Origin of the sequence: Pseudoalteromonas sp. EB27 (assembly GCF_001974875.1) — a bacterium.
Taxonomy (GTDB): Bacteria; Pseudomonadota; Gammaproteobacteria; order Enterobacterales; family Alteromonadaceae; genus Pseudoalteromonas.
The window spans coordinates 22,512-38,865 of sequence record NZ_MTQD01000001.1; the positions used below are offsets into that span (position 1 = coordinate 22,512).

The window sequence follows — 16,354 nt, forward strand, 5'->3', positions numbered from 1 at the left end:
CACAGGTAGTGACACGTTTAGCCCCGCAAAATGATTAAGTATTATTGCGGATTGGTATTAATTTACTACCCATTCAAAAATGGGCAGTAATTACTATTTAAAGCTCTTTTTCTACTTCATCAAATAAAGCGGTAATGTTTTTCTCAGGCTCTTTTGTAACTAAGCTAACAACAACAATTGCGATGCTCGCTAAAATAAAGCCTGGTACTATTTCGTACATAAAGCTGCTTAAGCCTTCACCATTTATAGTAAATGGTCCATATATCCAAATTAGTACAGTAAACGCACCTACTAACATACCTGATAAGGCGCCAGCAAAATTCATACGTTTCCAATAAAGGCTAAACAATACAAGTGGTCCAAACGCAGCTCCAAAGCCAGCCCAAGCATTACTTACTAAATCTAATATAGAGCTATCTCTGTCGTAAGCCAAGTAAATAGCAAACATAGCAACTATGGCTACACTAATACGGCCAACAGCAACTAGTTCTTTATCGCTAGCATCTTTACGTAAGAATGTTTTATAGAAATCTTCTGTTAATGAGCTTGAACTAACAAGTAACTGTGAAGAAATTGTACTCATAATGGCAGCTAAAATTGCAGCTAATAAAAAGCCAGCAATAAGTGGGTGAAACAATAACTCAGAAAGAATTAAGAAAATCGTTTCAGGATCTTCAACTACAATATTATTCTCATAAGTATAAGCAGCACCAAATATACCAGTACCAACAGCACCAATGGCAGCAACAATCATCCATGTCATACCAATACGGCGTGCTTTAGGCATATCTTTGACACTACGTACTGACATAAAGCGAACAATGATATGTGGTTGGCCAAAATAACCTAAGCCCCAGGCCATTGCAGAAATAATACCTAATGCAGAGCCTGCACCAATCCAGTTAAGCATATCTGGGTTTACGCTATGCAGAGTTGACTCTAGGGGTTGTTCTAGTAAAGAGTATGCAACGGTAGGCACAAGAATAAGTGCAATGAACATAATACAACCTTGCACAAAGTCAGTTAAGCTAACCGCTAAAAAACCGCCAAACAAAGTGTATAAAACAACTACACCTGTCGTAATGTATAAACCCATTTCATAACTTAGACCAAATGAGCTTTCAAACAGCTTTCCGCCGGCTACAACACCTGATGACGTATAAAGGGTAAAGAAGACGATAATTACTATAGCTGATACAACACGTAATAAGTTTGACTTATCATTGAAGCGATTTGAAAAGTAATCTGGGATTGTTATAGAGTCATTTGCTTTTTCAGTGTACACACGTAATCTAGGTGCAACTAACAGGTAATTTAACCAAGCACCAATCACCAAGCCAATTGCTATCCATGTACTACTAAAACCAGTAACAAACATCGCACCAGGTAGGCCCATTAAAATCCAGCCACTCATATCCGATGCACCTGCAGACAGTGCAGCAACGCTTGGAGATAGATTTCGTCCACCTAACATGTAACCAGATACATCGTCAGTAGATTGCTTATATGCATATAGTCCGATACCCAACATTACAACAAAATATAATGCTAGTGAAATAATCATTCCTGTTTCCAAATTAGCCTCCGCATAATTATTAATAACAGGCTCTTAATCCGAATATTGACTCTTAAAATATTATAATAAAGACACTATTAGGATAAAAACCATTCTCGCTGACTATATCATGCTTAATAATAAAATCTCCAACTTGTTGCCCCCAGCTGATACAAAAATACTCATGTTGAATGATTTTAAAGCTAATTGGTAAAATATAATAAATTAAATACAAGAAACCCCTTAATTTATAATGATAATTTATTAATCATGCAAATATACGTAATGCTATTTTGAATCTTTTGCCATATATTATTACAATACCTAATTACATCACTCTTACGGAACTGTTTATGTATTTTTACGCTGCACGTCAACCTATTTTAGACAGAGATAAAAAGCTCATCGGATATGAGCTTTTATTTCGTGATGGCGTTGATAACGTATTTCCCGATATAGATGGTGACGAAGCAACAACACGACTTATTGAGGGAAGCCAGTTTAATTTTGGTTTAGAAGATTTAACCGATAATAAACCTGCCTATATAAATTTCACCCTAGAAACGCTGTCAAAGGGTTATCCTACTCTGCTAGGTAAAGATACAATAGTTGTAGAAATACTTGAAACGATTCAGCCTGGTAAGCGTTTATTAGCTATTGTTAAAGATTTAAAAGATAAAGGTTACACTATTGCTCTTGATGATTATATTCATCAACCTGTATGGCGTCATTTTTACCCGTTCATTGATATCATTAAAATAGACTTTTTAACATGCGATATAGATACAATAAAAACGGTTCTTAACGATTTAAAACCACACTCGCATATTAAGTTACTTGCCGAAAAAGTTGAAACCTACGAAATTTACCAACAAGCTTTAGAGCTTGGGTTTGATTATTTCCAAGGGTTTTTCTTCTCAAAACCTGAAATGGTACAAAGTAAGGCTTTACCGCCTTCAGAAATGGCATTAGCTGAATTACTCTACGAAACATCAAACATTGATATGGATCTTAAAAAAATCACTGACGTGTTTGAACGTGATGTAAATTTGTCTTATAAGTTACTTAGGTATTCAAATTCTGCCGCATTTGCTCGCCGCGCTGAAATAAGTACCATTAAGCAAGCCCTTATAGTGCTTGGTGCCAATGAAATTAAAAAGCTATTGTCACTACTGTTTGCAGCACAAGTATCTGCAGATAAACCTGTAGAGCTAATTAGGCTATCGCTTACACGCGCTCGATTTGCTGAATTACTGGCTATATCCCACGGACAATTTAAAGACACTGGCATGGCGTTTTTAACCGGTATGATGTCTCTTATGGATGCAATTTTGGATGAGAGCATGGAAAGCGTCATGAAAAAACTTCCACTTTCTAATGATATAAAAGCAGCGCTATTAAACGACGAAGGCTTATTGGCAAAATACTTAAACTTAGTTAAGTATTATGAAAAAGCAAATTGGTCTGCCGCAAACGAACTAACGAAAGAACTAAACCTAGGTGAAAAAGTTCCCGATGCCTATCATGAAGCACTAGCTTGGGTTAATGAACAAATGCAGTTAATAGTTAACGAAAAATAAATATCTAAACAGCAAACAATAACGCCAGCATTTAGCTGGCGTTTTTGTGAGTGGCTTTTCAATTATAAACTTTCTAAAAAGTCTTCATCAAAATCAGCTGGCTCTTCTTTAATTGGCGGGTTGCCGTCGTACAGTTCATAAATTTGACGCTGAAAGTAAATATCTTTTACAAATAAGTACGGATCAAGTGAATCATTTAATAACCCCTCTTGTGGGATTAATGATGCACGTGCCTCAACTGCTTTTAAAACAAACACTAGAATAGTTTGTGGAGTCGTTAGCGCAACTTCAGGTAATACAAAGTTGTCGACTACATCACCAGTCAGATTACGTGCTGTTGTAGGACCCATGCCTGGTAGCATTAAATAAGCGCCATCCCCCACCCCCCATACACCCAACGTTTGTCCAAAGTCTTCATCTACAATTTCAAGGCCTAATGAGCTAGCAACATCAAAAATACCAAAAATACCAACTGTAGAGTTAACTAAAAATCGCGCTAAGCTCACACTTGCATTACCCGGCTTACCTTGCAAACCCGCATTAATCATATCGACAGGCGCTGTAATATTACCTGTAAAATTAACAATACCGTTTCTTACCGGTACAGGCGTTACTTCAACATAACCTACAGCAACGGGGCGCAATAAATAAGCATCCAATACATCCATATTAAAATCGTATAACGGACGATTAATACTTTGCAGCGGATCTCTGTCATCTACTTTGCTTTGTGGTACTTGAGCACACCCGGCTAGTATCAATAAACATAAAAAAGTAAAACTGTGTTTTAACATCTAACGTCCTTAAGGTATTAATGTATCAATTTGAAGTTGGTAGTCACTTACACTTTCACGCTTTAACGACTCTGAATGACCTTCTAGCTCACCAGAACTTGGCATAACAGAGTCATCTATAGAGATACGCGCTGAAATAATAATATTTTCTGCACTAGACAAGTTTAGCCCAGCAACCATTGCACTACTATCACTCAACTCAACTGTAATTGGAAATGAATATTTAGCGAGCTTAACAGCAGCTAGCGGCATTGGGGAACCACTTGCTGCTTTTGCAAATATAAACAAAATACCGTCTTTTGGCTGTTTATCTATAAGCTCTTTTGCAATGTCGACTGTAACTGCAATAGCACCCGTTGTATTAGTAACTGGCATAACAGAGCCTTCCGTTTGCATTTGCTGCTCAATATCACTAATACGCTCGGAAATCATGCTATAACGAGAATCATTTTTTTCCATACTGGCAAGTAAAACTTCAAATGCAGCTTTAGCTTGAGGCCAATCTTTACGTTCATAGGCAATAAGTGCTAATAACGAAATTGCATCTAAATTGGTAGGCTCAACTTTCAGTACTTTTGAGAGCATACCTGCCGCACGAGTCATATTAGCTTCGCTGCCTTCTAGTAATAAAACTTGGCTATAACTAATAAGTACCTGCATATTATCAGGATTCATACGTAGTGCTTTGTCAAATGACTGCTGCGCCATGTCAAATTCATTAAGCGACATAGCAACTCGCCCAAGTAGCATCCAAGCAACTTCATCATCGCCAGAACGACTAAGCTTAGTACGAAGCGCCAAAGCAAAAGCCTGCAGCTCATTTTGGCTAAGCGGCTCACCTTTTTGCATTACAGCCCGTTCACCATAATCAGCTAAATTATCCATTGCATCATGCCAAGCCGAAATTTGCTGCTGACTACCCGTTAGACCATAAAAAACGCCTGTTAGAGCAAGAACAAAAGCACCACCAGTTAAAGCAAAAATACGATTATTACCTTTGCTGTTTAGTGATTTTTCTGGTGATAACTCATTCAATAAGCGACGTTTTAATTCAACAATTGATTCTGCATGACTTACGCCATCAATACGTTGATTATCTAAATCAGTTTGTAAATCAACTAAACGCTGCTCATAAATGCTAATTAGCTCAGCATTGGCATTATGAGTAATTGTTTGAACGCGCTCTTTTTTTAAAAAAGGCAACATCACAAATCCAAGAGCAACCAGTGTGAGTAAAGCAAAACACGCCCACATTAATATCATTTAACTTTGCTCCTGACGTTTATTTTGTTCAATTAGCTTAGCTAACAGCATTTCGTCGTCGCTGCTCCACGTTTGTTTTACTGATGCTTTTCGCTGGCGAATAACAATAAAACCAAAGCCGACTATTACAATTAATACAGGTAATACCCAAAGTACTAAAGTAGCGGGTGTAACGGGTGGGTCGTAATGAACAAAATAACCAAAGCGGTCTATCATGTAATCAATCACTTCGTCTTTGCTCTTACCTTCTTTCACCAATACGAGTACTTTATCGCGTAAATCTTTAGCAACAACGGCGTCTGAATCAGCAATATTCTGATTTTGACATTTAGGGCAACGTAGCTCTTTAGTTAGCTCTTCAAATAGTATTGCTTGTTTATTGTTATCAAATTGATAGCGATCTTGCTCTGCAAACGCACCCATGCTCACAAAAAGACTAAGTGTAAGTAGAAACCACTTCATTATTTAAGCTCCTGCATAATTGGCGCAAATTTAGCTCGCCATACTCGCGGGTTTATATCACCTGTATGGTGCAGTAAAATAGTGCCGTTTTTATCAACTAAAAATGTCTCAGGCGCACCCGAGACACCTAAATCCAACGACAAAGTACGGTGTAAGTCTAAAATATTAAATTGATATGGGTCGCCCGCACGTTGTAGCATATCAGTCACCTCTGTACGAAGTGATTGCATATTAAATGGGCCATCAAAGTCAGCGTCGTAACCTTGTACGTAATAAAGCCCAATAATTTTAACGCCTTGCTCACGTAATTTAGTTAAATAGCCAAGTTCAACTAAACATGTCGGGCACCAAGTACCCCACACGTTTAATAAGTAAACTTCGCCTTTTAACGACTCGTTAGTCCACTCTTTATTGTCTTGCATCAAATCTGGTAAATTAAATGCGGGCATTTCTTGGCCTAACCGCCCCGTTTGAATTTCACGAGGGTTAGCAAAAAGTCCTTGGTATAAAAACACACAAACAAATGCAAATACTAAAAGCGGCGCGAGTGCTAAAATTTTACGGTTCATAAAACACTCTCCGGTGCATCTTTACGGGCTGTTTTAGCTGATGTACGGTAGCGTTTATCAAACAAAATCATGAAACCTGCAAATGACATAAGCACACCACCAATCCATATCCAGCGTACAAATGGTTTATGATAAATGCGAAGTGACCATGCATCACCACTTAACTGCTCACCTAACGCTAAATATAAATCACGTTTAAAACCGGCATCTATTGCTGCCTCAGTCATAAACTGCATACCTATATCATATTTACGTTTTTCAGCATGTAAGCGTGTTACCAGCTCATCGTTTTTAAGCACCGATACAACGCCCGCATGGCCGCTGTAGTTTGGTCCGCGAATAGTTTTAACACCATCAAAGCGATATTCATACTCATTAAGCTGTGCGGTTTCACCCGGTTTCATCGATACGTCACGCTCTACTGAATAAGCAGAGGTCAGTGTTACGCCCGCAATAATAAATGCAATACCAATATGCCCAAGCACCATCGCCCAGTAACTGACAGTAAAGCGTTTTAAACCTTCTTTTAATGTGCCGTGCACTGCGGCTTTGGTGTAAATATCAATCCCTGTTGATATTGCAATCCACACTGCAAGCGTTGTCGCTAATAATGTAAGAGGCTTTACTAAATCGTAACTTGAGAACAACCAAGCGCAGGTAATCACGACACTTGCTAATACACCCATTAATATTTTGTTTTGTAAGAAAGCCCATTTATTTTGCTTCCAACGTAAAAGTGGTCCTATTCCCATCAAAATAGCAAAAGGAACCAAAATTATTGCAAACATCTTATTAAAAAACGGTTCACCAATAGAAATACTACCCAGCCCCATTTCTTTATGAACCATTGGCAATAAAGTGCCTAACATAACAATTAATGTAGCAACGACTAAAAATATATTATTGAGCCATAACGCAACTTCGCGTGATACGAGCTTATATCGACCTTCACTGTGAACTTGCGACACACGCATTGCATATAATGCCAAGCCTCCACCTACAACTACGCCTAAAAAGGCGAGTATAAATAAGCCTCTATCTGGGTCAGTCGCAAAAGCATGTACCGATACAATAATACCCGAACGTACAATAAACGTACCCAGCAAGCTTAAAGAGAATGCTGCAATCGCGAGTAACACTGTCCATGATTTAAATATACCGCGCTTTTCTGTCACACTTAATGAATGCAGTAATGCAGTTGCAACAAGCCAAGGCATAAGCGCTGCATTCTCTACAGGATCCCAAAACCACCAGCCGCCCCAGCCTAGTTCTGAATACGCCCACCAGCTACCAATAGTAAGACCTAAACCTAAGAACCCCCATGCTGTCATCGTCCACGGGCGTGACCATTTAGCCCATGTATTATCAAGTTTACCGGTTAATAATGCAGCTATAGCAAAAGAGAAAGCAACCGAAAGCCCTACATAACCCATGTACAGTAATGGTGGATGAATAATCATTCCTGGATCTTGAAGCAGCGGATTCAAATCTCGCCCTTCTACCGGAAAATAAGGAAGTAGACGCTCAAATGGGCTTGAAAGCAGCAAGGTGTACATCATAAAACCTACACCTAAAAATCCAAGCACACCCAGTACGCGAGCACGTAGTACCCAAGGTAATGATTTAGAACGCGCTGCAACCGCAGCAGTCCAACCCGCCTGCATAACTAGCCATAATAAAATAGCACCTTCATGACCGCCCCACGTAGAGGTGATTTTATAGTACCAAGGCAGCGTACTACTTGAATGATACGCTACGTAAGATACGGTAAAGTCGTCAGTTAAACTCGCATAAATAAGGGCAGCAAAAGAGATTAGTACAAAGGCAAACTGTCCTATTGCTAAAGATGGAGCCGCACGCATTAATCGAAGATTACCGGTATGCGCGCCCCAAAGAGGAAAAATACACAGTAAAACGCTTAGCACCATGGCAAGCGTTAAAGAAAAATAACCAATTTCTGGGATCATAGCTAATTACCACTATCTAAGTTGTATTTTGGTTTTTCGTGTTTAATACCTTTAACTGCCTCTGCAACTTCTGCTGGCATGTATTCTTCGTCATGCTTTGCAAGTACTTCAAATGCTTCAATAACATTAGGTTCTATTAATACACCTTGCGCTACAATGCCTTGCCCCTCACGAAACAAGTCTGGCAATATGCCTTGATAACGCACGGTAACTAATGGACCTGTATCAATTAACTTAAAGCTTACTTGCAAGCTTTGTTCATTTCGCTCAACTGTACCAGGTACAACCATACCGCCAATACGTAACTTTTGGCCTATGTGTGGTTTTTCTTTGTTAGGACCTTTACCATCAATAAGCTCGCTTGGCGTATAAAATAAGTTTATATTTTCTTGAAGTGCATAAAGCACTAAACCAATCGATCCACCAATACCAAACAGTACGGCAATAATTACCAATAGGCGCTTTTTACGTCTTGGATTCATGATACTTGTTCCTGTTTAGCTTTTTTAATTCGCGCTTCACGTACTATTTGTTGCTCTACTGAAGCCATAATACGTTTAGTATCTCTCAAAGAGTTCACTAAAATACCAAGTAAAATAAGTGCGCATGTACCAAAAGAAAGCCATACATAAAACCCATAGCCTCCCATTGCAATAAAATCAGAAAAAGAGTCAAACTGCATAATTACCTCTTATTTAACAACGAGCGCACCCACGGTCGGTGCTTTTCGCGTTGCAAAATTTCATTTTTAAGACGAATCAAAGTCACTGTGCCTACAAAAGCAGCAAAGGCTAAAATATTAACCATAAGAGGCCAAAACATACTTGGGTCTATTGCTTTGGTGTCTAGTTTTGTAATGCTTGCACCTTGGTGTAACGTATTCCACCACTCAACAGAGTAATGAATAATAGGTAAATTAATTACGCCAACAATCGCCAAAATAGAAGCCGCACGCCCTGCTGACTTTTTATCTTCAAACGCATGGTAAAGCGAAAGCACCCCAAGATATAAAAATAATAAAATAAGTTCAGACGTTAAACGTGCATCCCACACCCACCAAGCACCCCACATAGGTTTACCCCATGCAGCGCCAGTAATAAGCGCAATAGCAGTAATGCATGCACCAACAGGGGCTATAGCAATAACAGCAAGTTCAGCATTTCGTAGTTGCCATACAAGTGCAACAATGGCGGCAATTGCCATTGAGGAGTAAGCGCCCATAGATAAAATGGCAGAAGGAACATGAATAAAAATGATACGGTAGCTGTCTTTTTGTTGGTAATCGGCAGGTGCAAAACCAAGCCCCCATACCCATCCAACAATCATACTAACCACGGTAACTACGGCAAAATAAGGCAGTAACGTATTGCATAACTGATATGCACGCTCTGCTTTAGCATAGGGATGTAACCACTTCCACATTAACTTACACTCACTTTTAAAGCTGACGATATGGCAATTGGTGCACTAATAATAGCAATAAGCAACATTGCACCAAGGATGGCAAGCTGCCCACTATAATCCAGCGACATTGTGCTGGTATCGATAGCTGACGTTGCAAAAATCAAAACAGGAATATACAAAGGCAGTACGAGTAAACTCATCAAAATACCCCCTTTTTGTAGCCCCACAGTAAGCCCAGCGCCAATTGCGCCAATAAAGCTCAATAGTGGTGTGCCTAATAATAATGTTAAAACGGTCGCAGTTAGCGCCGTACTTTCTAGGTTTAATAGCAATGCAAACAGCGGCGTCATTAATACAAGCGGAAGGCCTGTTACTACCCAATGTGCAGTAACCTTTGCGAGTACGGTTAACGATAACGGATAAGACGATGCAATTAACTGCTCCAATGAGCCATCATTAAAATCATCTCTAAACAGCTTATCCAATCCCAACATGGTAGAAAGTAATGCGGCGACCCAAATAATACCTGGCGCCATTCTTGCCAATAGACCGGGCTCAGGCCCTATTGCTAACGGGAATAATGAAATTACAATTAAGAAAAACAAAATAGGATTTACAATTTCGGCGCGCTGGCGAAACGCAAGTTTTACATCTTTGGTAAATACCGCACTAAATAGCAACCAATAAGAATGTTGACGAGTCATTAGTGGCGATACTCCAATGTAACCGTTTGCAAGTTACTAAAATGGGTCGTTAAATCTTGGTGGGTCGTTAATAAAATAGCACCACCGCTTTGTAAGTGTTCAGTAAATCGCTGCTGTAAAAAAGCAACGCCGCTTTTATCAAGCGCGGTAAATGGCTCATCAAGTACCCATAACTTAGCATCACTTAACCAAAGCCTTACCAAAGCTACACGTCGTTGTTGCCCAGCAGATAGCATCCTAACCGGTACATCTTCAAGCCCAACAAGGCCTAGTTGCGCTAGAATGGCATATAGGTCAGGCTCGTTTATGTAGCCATTAATTTGTAACCAATGGCGAACATTTTCAACTGCACTAAGCTGAGTATTTACACCTGTTTTATGGCCTATAAAGAGTAGTTCTCTGGCATACTCTTCGTAGTACTTAGATATGGGCTGTTCTTGAAATAAAACAGCCCCTTCATCAGGCACAGAGAAGCCTGCGATAATACGCAATAGCGATGTTTTACCAGCCCCATTAGGACCCGCTAATTGCATGATTTGACCGCTATTAAGGCTAAAATTAAGATCCGCAAACAAACAACGATCTTGCTTGATGCAGGTGACGGACTTAATGTGTAACAAGATGACGATTCTCTCTGCCAAAAATTAGGCGTTAGTCTACCATAATGATAGGGTAATACGAATATTGCTTTAAAATCGATTCACTTAAAATAGAGAAAACTTGATTTAAAATAATGAATACGCCAACGCAAATAACATTATCTAATTCATTGGTTATCAATCAGTCAACGACTCCCCAGCCCAATGAGTTATCACAATTACCTAATGAGGTACTTGCGGCTAAAAACATTCAATTTTCGAAAGACTCGATTACGCTTGATGTATTGATTGATAAGCATTGGCAAACATTAAGACTTGGCACTGCAAGCACACCTCAAAATTTACAAAAAATAGTCAGTGCTAACATACAGCTCAGCCCCGATGGCAAACAGCTCAACATCACGCCAAACACTACTACCTTGACTTTAAATCAACCAGTACAATTACAGCGTTTATTAAATTATGTAAGCACGGGCACTGAGGTACAAAGCAAACCACTGGATGTACAAGTCGTTGTATCCCCTGCTCCCAAATTAGTAATTGATAAGCTCAACGCCAGTATTGCCATAAATAAAGACGTAGCGCAGTTACTTTTAACCGAGCAGCCTTTAAAAGTAGTTGTTAGCACCACTAATAAAGGCACACAGCTTAATGTTATTAATCGCTTTGCTGATACAGTTCATACGCAACCACTTAGCCAAACTAAACTTACTAAATTACTCGTGGCTTTATTACCTAGTGCGCAACTGAAAGCAACGCCTAAGGTCGCTATTTTAACTCATCCTCAAAAGCCAGGTTCGTTTACAACGCCTATTACTAATCAACAAGTTAGTGAACTACCCAACACGCCTATTAAAGTAAATTTAATAAATCAGGCAGATAAATTACTTATTCAAACCGATGCTAACAATATAAAAGTGACGCTTAATAACTCATTTTCTAAACCATTTAACGAGTTACTTATAGCGCAAAAAAGCAACGCACCGGCAGTGCCATCGTCTGTTTCTAATGTAAAAGTAAACCCATTATTGACCCCAGATAGTCCAATAAAATCGTGGCTACAAAATAGCTTTAGTGATTTAAAAACGCGAATTAATGATGCGGTTAAATACTTTGAAAATAAGCCCTTTGCAGCAGCAAATAAACCTGAGCTAACACCACCATCTGTATTGTCTGCAATACAAAGGCCAGGCTTAATTGTACAAGTAACAGAATCACCGCTAACTAGAGTTAACATTACCCAACATGTAAGTACTGCGTTGAATAGCAATACGAGTAATATTTTACCAGAGCACTTTTCAAGACTCCCACCACTTGTACAATTAACTCAGCAAATAAAAGGAAGTGTTAGTGTTTGGCAATCACCTTCAAACACAGCAACAACCAACACGCCAATAACAAATAATATTACGCAAAGTGAAGTGGCGAGCGCTAAGCCAAGTAATCCAAACGCGAGTCAATTGAGTACTCTGAGTATTAGTACCAACAGTAAAGTTGATACGTTAATTAAGCCTACAAGTGAAATTGTTACTAAAGGGCAAACAACTTCTTCAGTGCAACAAGTAATAAATGGCAACAATCAAAACAGTGTAAACTCTGCCGCTATTAAAAACACGATCCCATTAGCAGAGCCGTTATCTAATATTGCCTCTCGTAGTCAAATGCTACAACCAATAGAAGCAAAGCTATTAAGCACATTATTAAAGCTTCCTGATACCACAATCCCTACGGATAGAGTGGCTGGTAACAAACAGCTTTTAAGTAGTCAAATTACTGACATTACAAATAGAATAACAAAAGATACGCCCGATTTAACTCGCTTAATTAACCAAGCATTTAATCGCATGGTCTCAAGTAATAATATTAACCCTGCGACCATACAGCGTGAAGTATTAGCCACCTTACAACCATCTCAATTAACGGGTGATATACTACAAAGTAGCTTCACTAAAGGACTTGAACAAGTTGCAGTGAGTATTTTAGCAGCCCCTATAATTAGCCAATCAGTAACACCAATAAGCTTTAATAACCAAACTGGCTTAGATGCACTTTTACAAGTTCTCATACCTACTTTTAAGACCGGTAACGCGGGAGCAAAAATACTTGAGCAACTGCAGCAAGCTCAAGTTCAAGCATTAGCTAGCGAAATCGTACAAGTTAAAAACACACTTACCCAAGTAAGTGTTTCAACACCAAATCAGCAACCTGACACAAACCCGCTTGCACAGTTTTTATTACCAATGAAATTGCCGCCGGAGACCGCCCAAACAGAAATAACACTGGGGCAATATAAAAAGCAAAGCGCAGATAAATTAGAAGATAAAAATGTATGGTTTGTCAGGTTAAACTTTGATTATGCACAGATTGGGCAGTTACAAATTACCGCTGAGTTAATGGATAAAGCGCTTGATTGCCAGCTATTAGCCTCGAGCCAAGAAATAAGCGCAATTGCTCACCCTCACTTAGATAATTTAAGATCCAAACTAGCTAAACATGGTTTACAAGTTGGAGAGCTCAACTTAAAGCGAGGCGATGCAAATAATCAGGCATTTTATAAATCTCATGCAATTATTAATATTAAGGTTTAGCTATGAGTGATACACCTATTAATAAGTCAGCCATTGGGCTTTTATATGAAGCTGGCAATACACCCACTGTAAGTGTAAAAGGGTTTGGCGAATTAGCTGACGAAATAATTGCGGCGGCAAAACTCAAAGGAATTATGATTCACGAAGATGCTGAGCTTGCTAAAACGTTGTCTCATTTGAGCTTAGGGGAGGAAATTCCTAAAGAACTTTATTATGTAATTGCAGAACTCATTGCGTTTTCATATGTATTAAGAGGTCAGTTTCCGCCAGGCTGGCAAGACTTTCAAGGTAAGTTAAATATTAAAGCATGAGCTTATTTATGCACTTGTAAACACAAAGGCGCTAAGCGCCTTTTTGCTTATGTAATGAAAATAGTAATTCAGCTTCTGCTCGCGGTAATTCGCATTCGCGTATCACCTCATCAAGATCGGCACCTAATTCAACCATTTTTACTGCACGAGAGTAAATTTTAGCATCAGGGTCATCGTATTTTTGCGCAGCTTGTTGTTGAACCAAATCTTGATTTTGTTGTTCAACCTCAAGCACTCGCTTACCAATGCTTAAGAGCCCTGTTCTAAGCTCTGAAATCTCACTTCGCAAAATATGAGTTTGCTCTGAGCTATCTTTGAGCTGTTGCGACACTGCATTAACTTCATTCGCTTGTTTATTTTTTAATGCAATAATTAACGCCAGCGATATGAGTCCTATCGCTAACGCTGATATAGCTATACTAAGTAACAGCATAATTTATTTGGTAAAGCTTATATATCGCTTAACTCATCCCATTCGTCATCACTGAGTAACTTATTTAAATCAACCAAAATCAGTAATTCATTATCACGATTACAAACGCCTTGAATAAACTTAGCACTTTCTTCAGTACCAACATTTGGTGCACTATCGATTTCAGAGCTGCGTAAATAAACCACTTCAGATACGCTGTCAGCTAAGATGCCGATAACTTGCTCTTCAGCTTCAATAATTAAGATACGAGAATTATCGGTTGCATCAGCAGCTAACAAACCAAAACGTGCACGAGTATCTATAACCGTTACAACGTTACCGCGTAAGTTAATAATACCAATAACGTAAGAAGGAGCACCTGGTACAGGGGCTATCTCAGTGTAACGAAGTATTTCTTGTACTTGCATTACATTTACGCCATAGGTTTCTTCTTCTAGCTTAAACGTAACCCACTGTAAAATTTCATCATTATTATCTGCGTTTTTATTTGCTGACAGTAATTTATCTTGATTCATGCTATTACCCCGTAATGGTCATTACTACTGACGGCTATCTAAGCCTTTCTCTAATAATATATTTAAATTATCTACGTCTATTAAAGCACACATTTTTTCTTTTATAACACCAGCAAGCCATGGGCGCTTACTTTTATTTGTACGCCATTTTACATCTTCTTTACTCAATGTAATGTTATTTATCAACTTTTCAGCTAATAAGCCCCACTGGCTATCACCTAAGGTAATTAAATACTGATAATCTAAAGACGCTTCTAATTTATCATCATACTTTTCTGGCATTACCCACCGAGCAGTATCAACAACATTAAGCTTTTCTTCTCTATTGAGCATAACGCCTTTAAACCACTTTGGCTTACCAAACAAATGATTAACTTCACCTAATTGATGTATACCGCCTAATGCTTTTAAGGGTACAGCCAATGTTAAACCAGCAACTTCAAAAAATAATGCCTGAAATTCACCATCAAAATAGTCAGATTGGCTAGTGGTTACAATCTGTGGTTGTGGCTCTGATTCTTCTATAGTAGTAGTTACAGGCTCTATTACTTCATCGTCAATGGCTTTATTAACTTTTTCGGCTTCAATAATCGGTTCAACTATTGGCTTAATTTCGGCATTAAGTAAATCTTGATCAAATATTTTTCCTGCCGCTTTTATCTGTTCTTTAGGTTTTAAATGAATATGTTCTTGCTGCGAGTCGTGCGGCATTTGCTCGAGTAATTTTGCAACTGGCTCAAGGTTATCTACAAGCTCGTCTTCACATAACAAAGCCCCTAGGTATTGTTTCATTACTTTTTCATTAGCAAATAATTGCTTACTCATTCATTAACCTTGTTCAATTAAATATTCTAGCAGTGCTTTATATGCGTATACACCACGCGAACGAGGGCAATACTCTACAGGCACTTTTTGCGCAAAGCTTGCATCTCTAAATTTAGTATCTACCGGTATTACACCTGGCCAGACTTTATCACCATACGTACTTTGCAGTGTTTTATATGCTTCTAACGATGCTTTAGTACGTTTATCATACATAGTAGGGATTATAGTATATTGATAATCTTTCGCTTGAGAGGTTTGCATTAATTCCATAGTGCGCATCATTCTATCAAGCCCTTTAAGTGCTAAAAACTCCGTTTGCACTGGCACTAAAATTCGCTCACTTGCTGCAAGCGCATTAACCATTAACACCCCTAAAACGGGAGGGCAATCTAAAATTGCATAATCGTAATGTTCACTGATTTTTGCAAGTGCTTTTTTTAGTATTAATCCCATTCCTGTTTTATTACCCATACTTCTATCAAGCGTGGCTATTGCCATTGTTGCGGGTAAAATATCCAGGTTTTCAAGCGTTGATGGGCATAAAGCTTGAAGTATCTCTTCACTTTGCATGCTTGTGCCACGAGCAAAAATATCGTACACACTCACTTCTAAATCTTCTGAGTCAATGCCAAAGTAATAAGTGAGTGATGCATGAGGGTCTGTATCTATAAGCAACACACGCTTACCCTGCAAAGCTAAAATACCGGCAAGGCTCACTGCAGTTGTTGTTTTCCCAACACCACCTTTTTGATTTGCGACAGTCCAAATCTTCACATTACATCCTA

General features: G+C 38.8%; 18 protein-coding genes. 3 read left to right on the forward strand and 15 right to left on the reverse strand.

Annotation, left to right across the window (positions count from 1 at the left end; translation table 11 throughout):
• Positions 1 to 97 precede the first annotated feature (97 nt).
• A complete protein-coding gene (gene putP, locus BW142_RS00085; protein ID WP_076923495.1) occupies positions 98 to 1,576 on the reverse strand; it encodes a sodium/proline symporter PutP in 1,479 nt (492 codons plus the stop codon).
• A gap of 332 nt (positions 1,577 to 1,908) precedes the next feature.
• Here putP and BW142_RS00090 point away from each other — a divergent pair, with 332 nt between their 5' ends.
• Positions 1,909 to 3,135, forward strand: a complete 1,227-nt coding sequence (locus BW142_RS00090; protein ID WP_076923496.1) for an HDOD domain-containing protein — start codon at positions 1,909 to 1,911, stop codon at positions 3,133 to 3,135.
• Between the two features lie 62 nt (positions 3,136 to 3,197).
• Here BW142_RS00090 and BW142_RS00095 read toward each other — a convergent pair whose 3' ends face one another.
• Genes BW142_RS00095 through ccmA form a run of 10 tightly spaced genes read right to left on the reverse strand, consistent with a single transcriptional unit; the run spans position 3,198 to position 10,918 of the window.
• Complete coding sequence (locus tag BW142_RS00095; protein WP_007585858.1) at positions 3,198 to 3,929, reverse strand: VacJ family lipoprotein; 732 nt, start codon at positions 3,927 to 3,929, stop codon at positions 3,198 to 3,200.
• 9 nt (positions 3,930 to 3,938) lie between these two features.
• Positions 3,939 to 5,192: a c-type cytochrome biogenesis protein CcmI gene (gene ccmI, locus BW142_RS00100; RefSeq protein WP_024599188.1), complete on the reverse strand. Its 1,254-nt coding sequence runs from the start codon at positions 5,190 to 5,192 to the stop codon at positions 3,939 to 3,941.
• The gene (locus tag BW142_RS00105) at positions 5,193 to 5,654 is read right to left on the reverse strand and encodes a cytochrome c-type biogenesis protein (RefSeq protein WP_024599189.1); all 462 of its coding nucleotides are present in this window, start codon (positions 5,652 to 5,654) and stop codon (positions 5,193 to 5,195) included.
• Positions 5,654 to 6,223 (reverse strand): redoxin family protein, encoded by a 570-nt coding sequence (locus BW142_RS00110; RefSeq protein WP_024599190.1) that lies wholly within the window; start codon positions 6,221 to 6,223, stop codon positions 5,654 to 5,656. Before BW142_RS00110 ends, BW142_RS00105 begins: the two co-directional genes overlap by 1 nt.
• Positions 6,220 to 8,190, reverse strand: coding sequence for a heme lyase CcmF/NrfE family subunit (locus tag BW142_RS00115; protein WP_076923497.1), 1,971 nt, complete (start codon positions 8,188 to 8,190; stop codon positions 6,220 to 6,222). Before BW142_RS00115 ends, BW142_RS00110 begins: the two co-directional genes overlap by 4 nt.
• 2 nt (positions 8,191 to 8,192) lie before the next feature.
• Positions 8,193 to 8,672: a cytochrome c maturation protein CcmE gene (gene ccmE, locus BW142_RS00120; RefSeq protein ID WP_024599192.1), complete on the reverse strand. Its 480-nt coding sequence runs from the start codon at positions 8,670 to 8,672 to the stop codon at positions 8,193 to 8,195.
• Complete coding sequence (ccmD, locus tag BW142_RS00125; RefSeq protein WP_024599193.1) at positions 8,669 to 8,872, reverse strand: heme exporter protein CcmD; 204 nt, start codon at positions 8,870 to 8,872, stop codon at positions 8,669 to 8,671. Before ccmD ends, ccmE begins: the two co-directional genes overlap by 4 nt.
• A 2-nt stretch (positions 8,873 to 8,874) precedes the next feature.
• Complete coding sequence (locus BW142_RS00130) at positions 8,875 to 9,612, reverse strand: heme ABC transporter permease (RefSeq protein ID WP_024599194.1); 738 nt, start codon at positions 9,610 to 9,612, stop codon at positions 8,875 to 8,877.
• Positions 9,612 to 10,298, reverse strand: coding sequence for a heme exporter protein CcmB (ccmB, locus tag BW142_RS00135; RefSeq protein ID WP_024599195.1), 687 nt, complete (start codon positions 10,296 to 10,298; stop codon positions 9,612 to 9,614). The genes BW142_RS00130 and ccmB overlap by 1 nt, the downstream gene beginning before the upstream one ends.
• A complete protein-coding gene (gene ccmA, locus BW142_RS00140; protein ID WP_076915766.1) occupies positions 10,298 to 10,918 on the reverse strand; it encodes a cytochrome c biogenesis heme-transporting ATPase CcmA in 621 nt (206 codons plus the stop codon). Before ccmA ends, ccmB begins: the two co-directional genes overlap by 1 nt.
• Positions 10,919 to 11,031: 113 nt before the next feature.
• On the opposite strand from ccmA, the gene BW142_RS00145 reads away from it, so the two are divergent.
• Positions 11,032 to 13,485, forward strand: a complete 2,454-nt coding sequence (locus BW142_RS00145) for a flagellar hook-length control protein FliK (protein WP_076923498.1) — start codon at positions 11,032 to 11,034, stop codon at positions 13,483 to 13,485.
• A 2-nt stretch (positions 13,486 to 13,487) separates the two neighbouring features.
• A complete protein-coding gene (locus BW142_RS00150) occupies positions 13,488 to 13,796 on the forward strand; it encodes an EscU/YscU/HrcU family type III secretion system export apparatus switch protein (protein ID WP_076923499.1) in 309 nt (102 codons plus the stop codon).
• 31 nt (positions 13,797 to 13,827) lie between these two features.
• Here BW142_RS00150 and BW142_RS00155 read toward each other — a convergent pair whose 3' ends face one another.
• The 4 genes from BW142_RS00155 to BW142_RS00170 are packed head-to-tail and all read right to left on the reverse strand — an operon-like array spanning position 13,828 to position 16,343.
• The gene (locus BW142_RS00155; protein ID WP_076923500.1) at positions 13,828 to 14,229 is read right to left on the reverse strand and encodes a DUF2802 domain-containing protein; all 402 of its coding nucleotides are present in this window, start codon (positions 14,227 to 14,229) and stop codon (positions 13,828 to 13,830) included.
• 17 nt (positions 14,230 to 14,246) lie between these two features.
• Positions 14,247 to 14,744, reverse strand: a complete 498-nt coding sequence (locus BW142_RS00160) for a chemotaxis protein CheW (RefSeq protein WP_002959294.1) — start codon at positions 14,742 to 14,744, stop codon at positions 14,247 to 14,249.
• A 24-nt stretch (positions 14,745 to 14,768) separates the two neighbouring features.
• Positions 14,769 to 15,569, reverse strand: coding sequence for a chemotaxis protein CheW (locus tag BW142_RS00165; protein ID WP_076923501.1), 801 nt, complete (start codon positions 15,567 to 15,569; stop codon positions 14,769 to 14,771).
• Positions 15,570 to 15,572: 3 nt separating this feature from the next.
• Positions 15,573 to 16,343: a ParA family protein gene (locus BW142_RS00170; RefSeq protein WP_007585827.1), complete on the reverse strand. Its 771-nt coding sequence runs from the start codon at positions 16,341 to 16,343 to the stop codon at positions 15,573 to 15,575.
• Positions 16,344 to 16,354 lie beyond the last annotated feature (11 nt).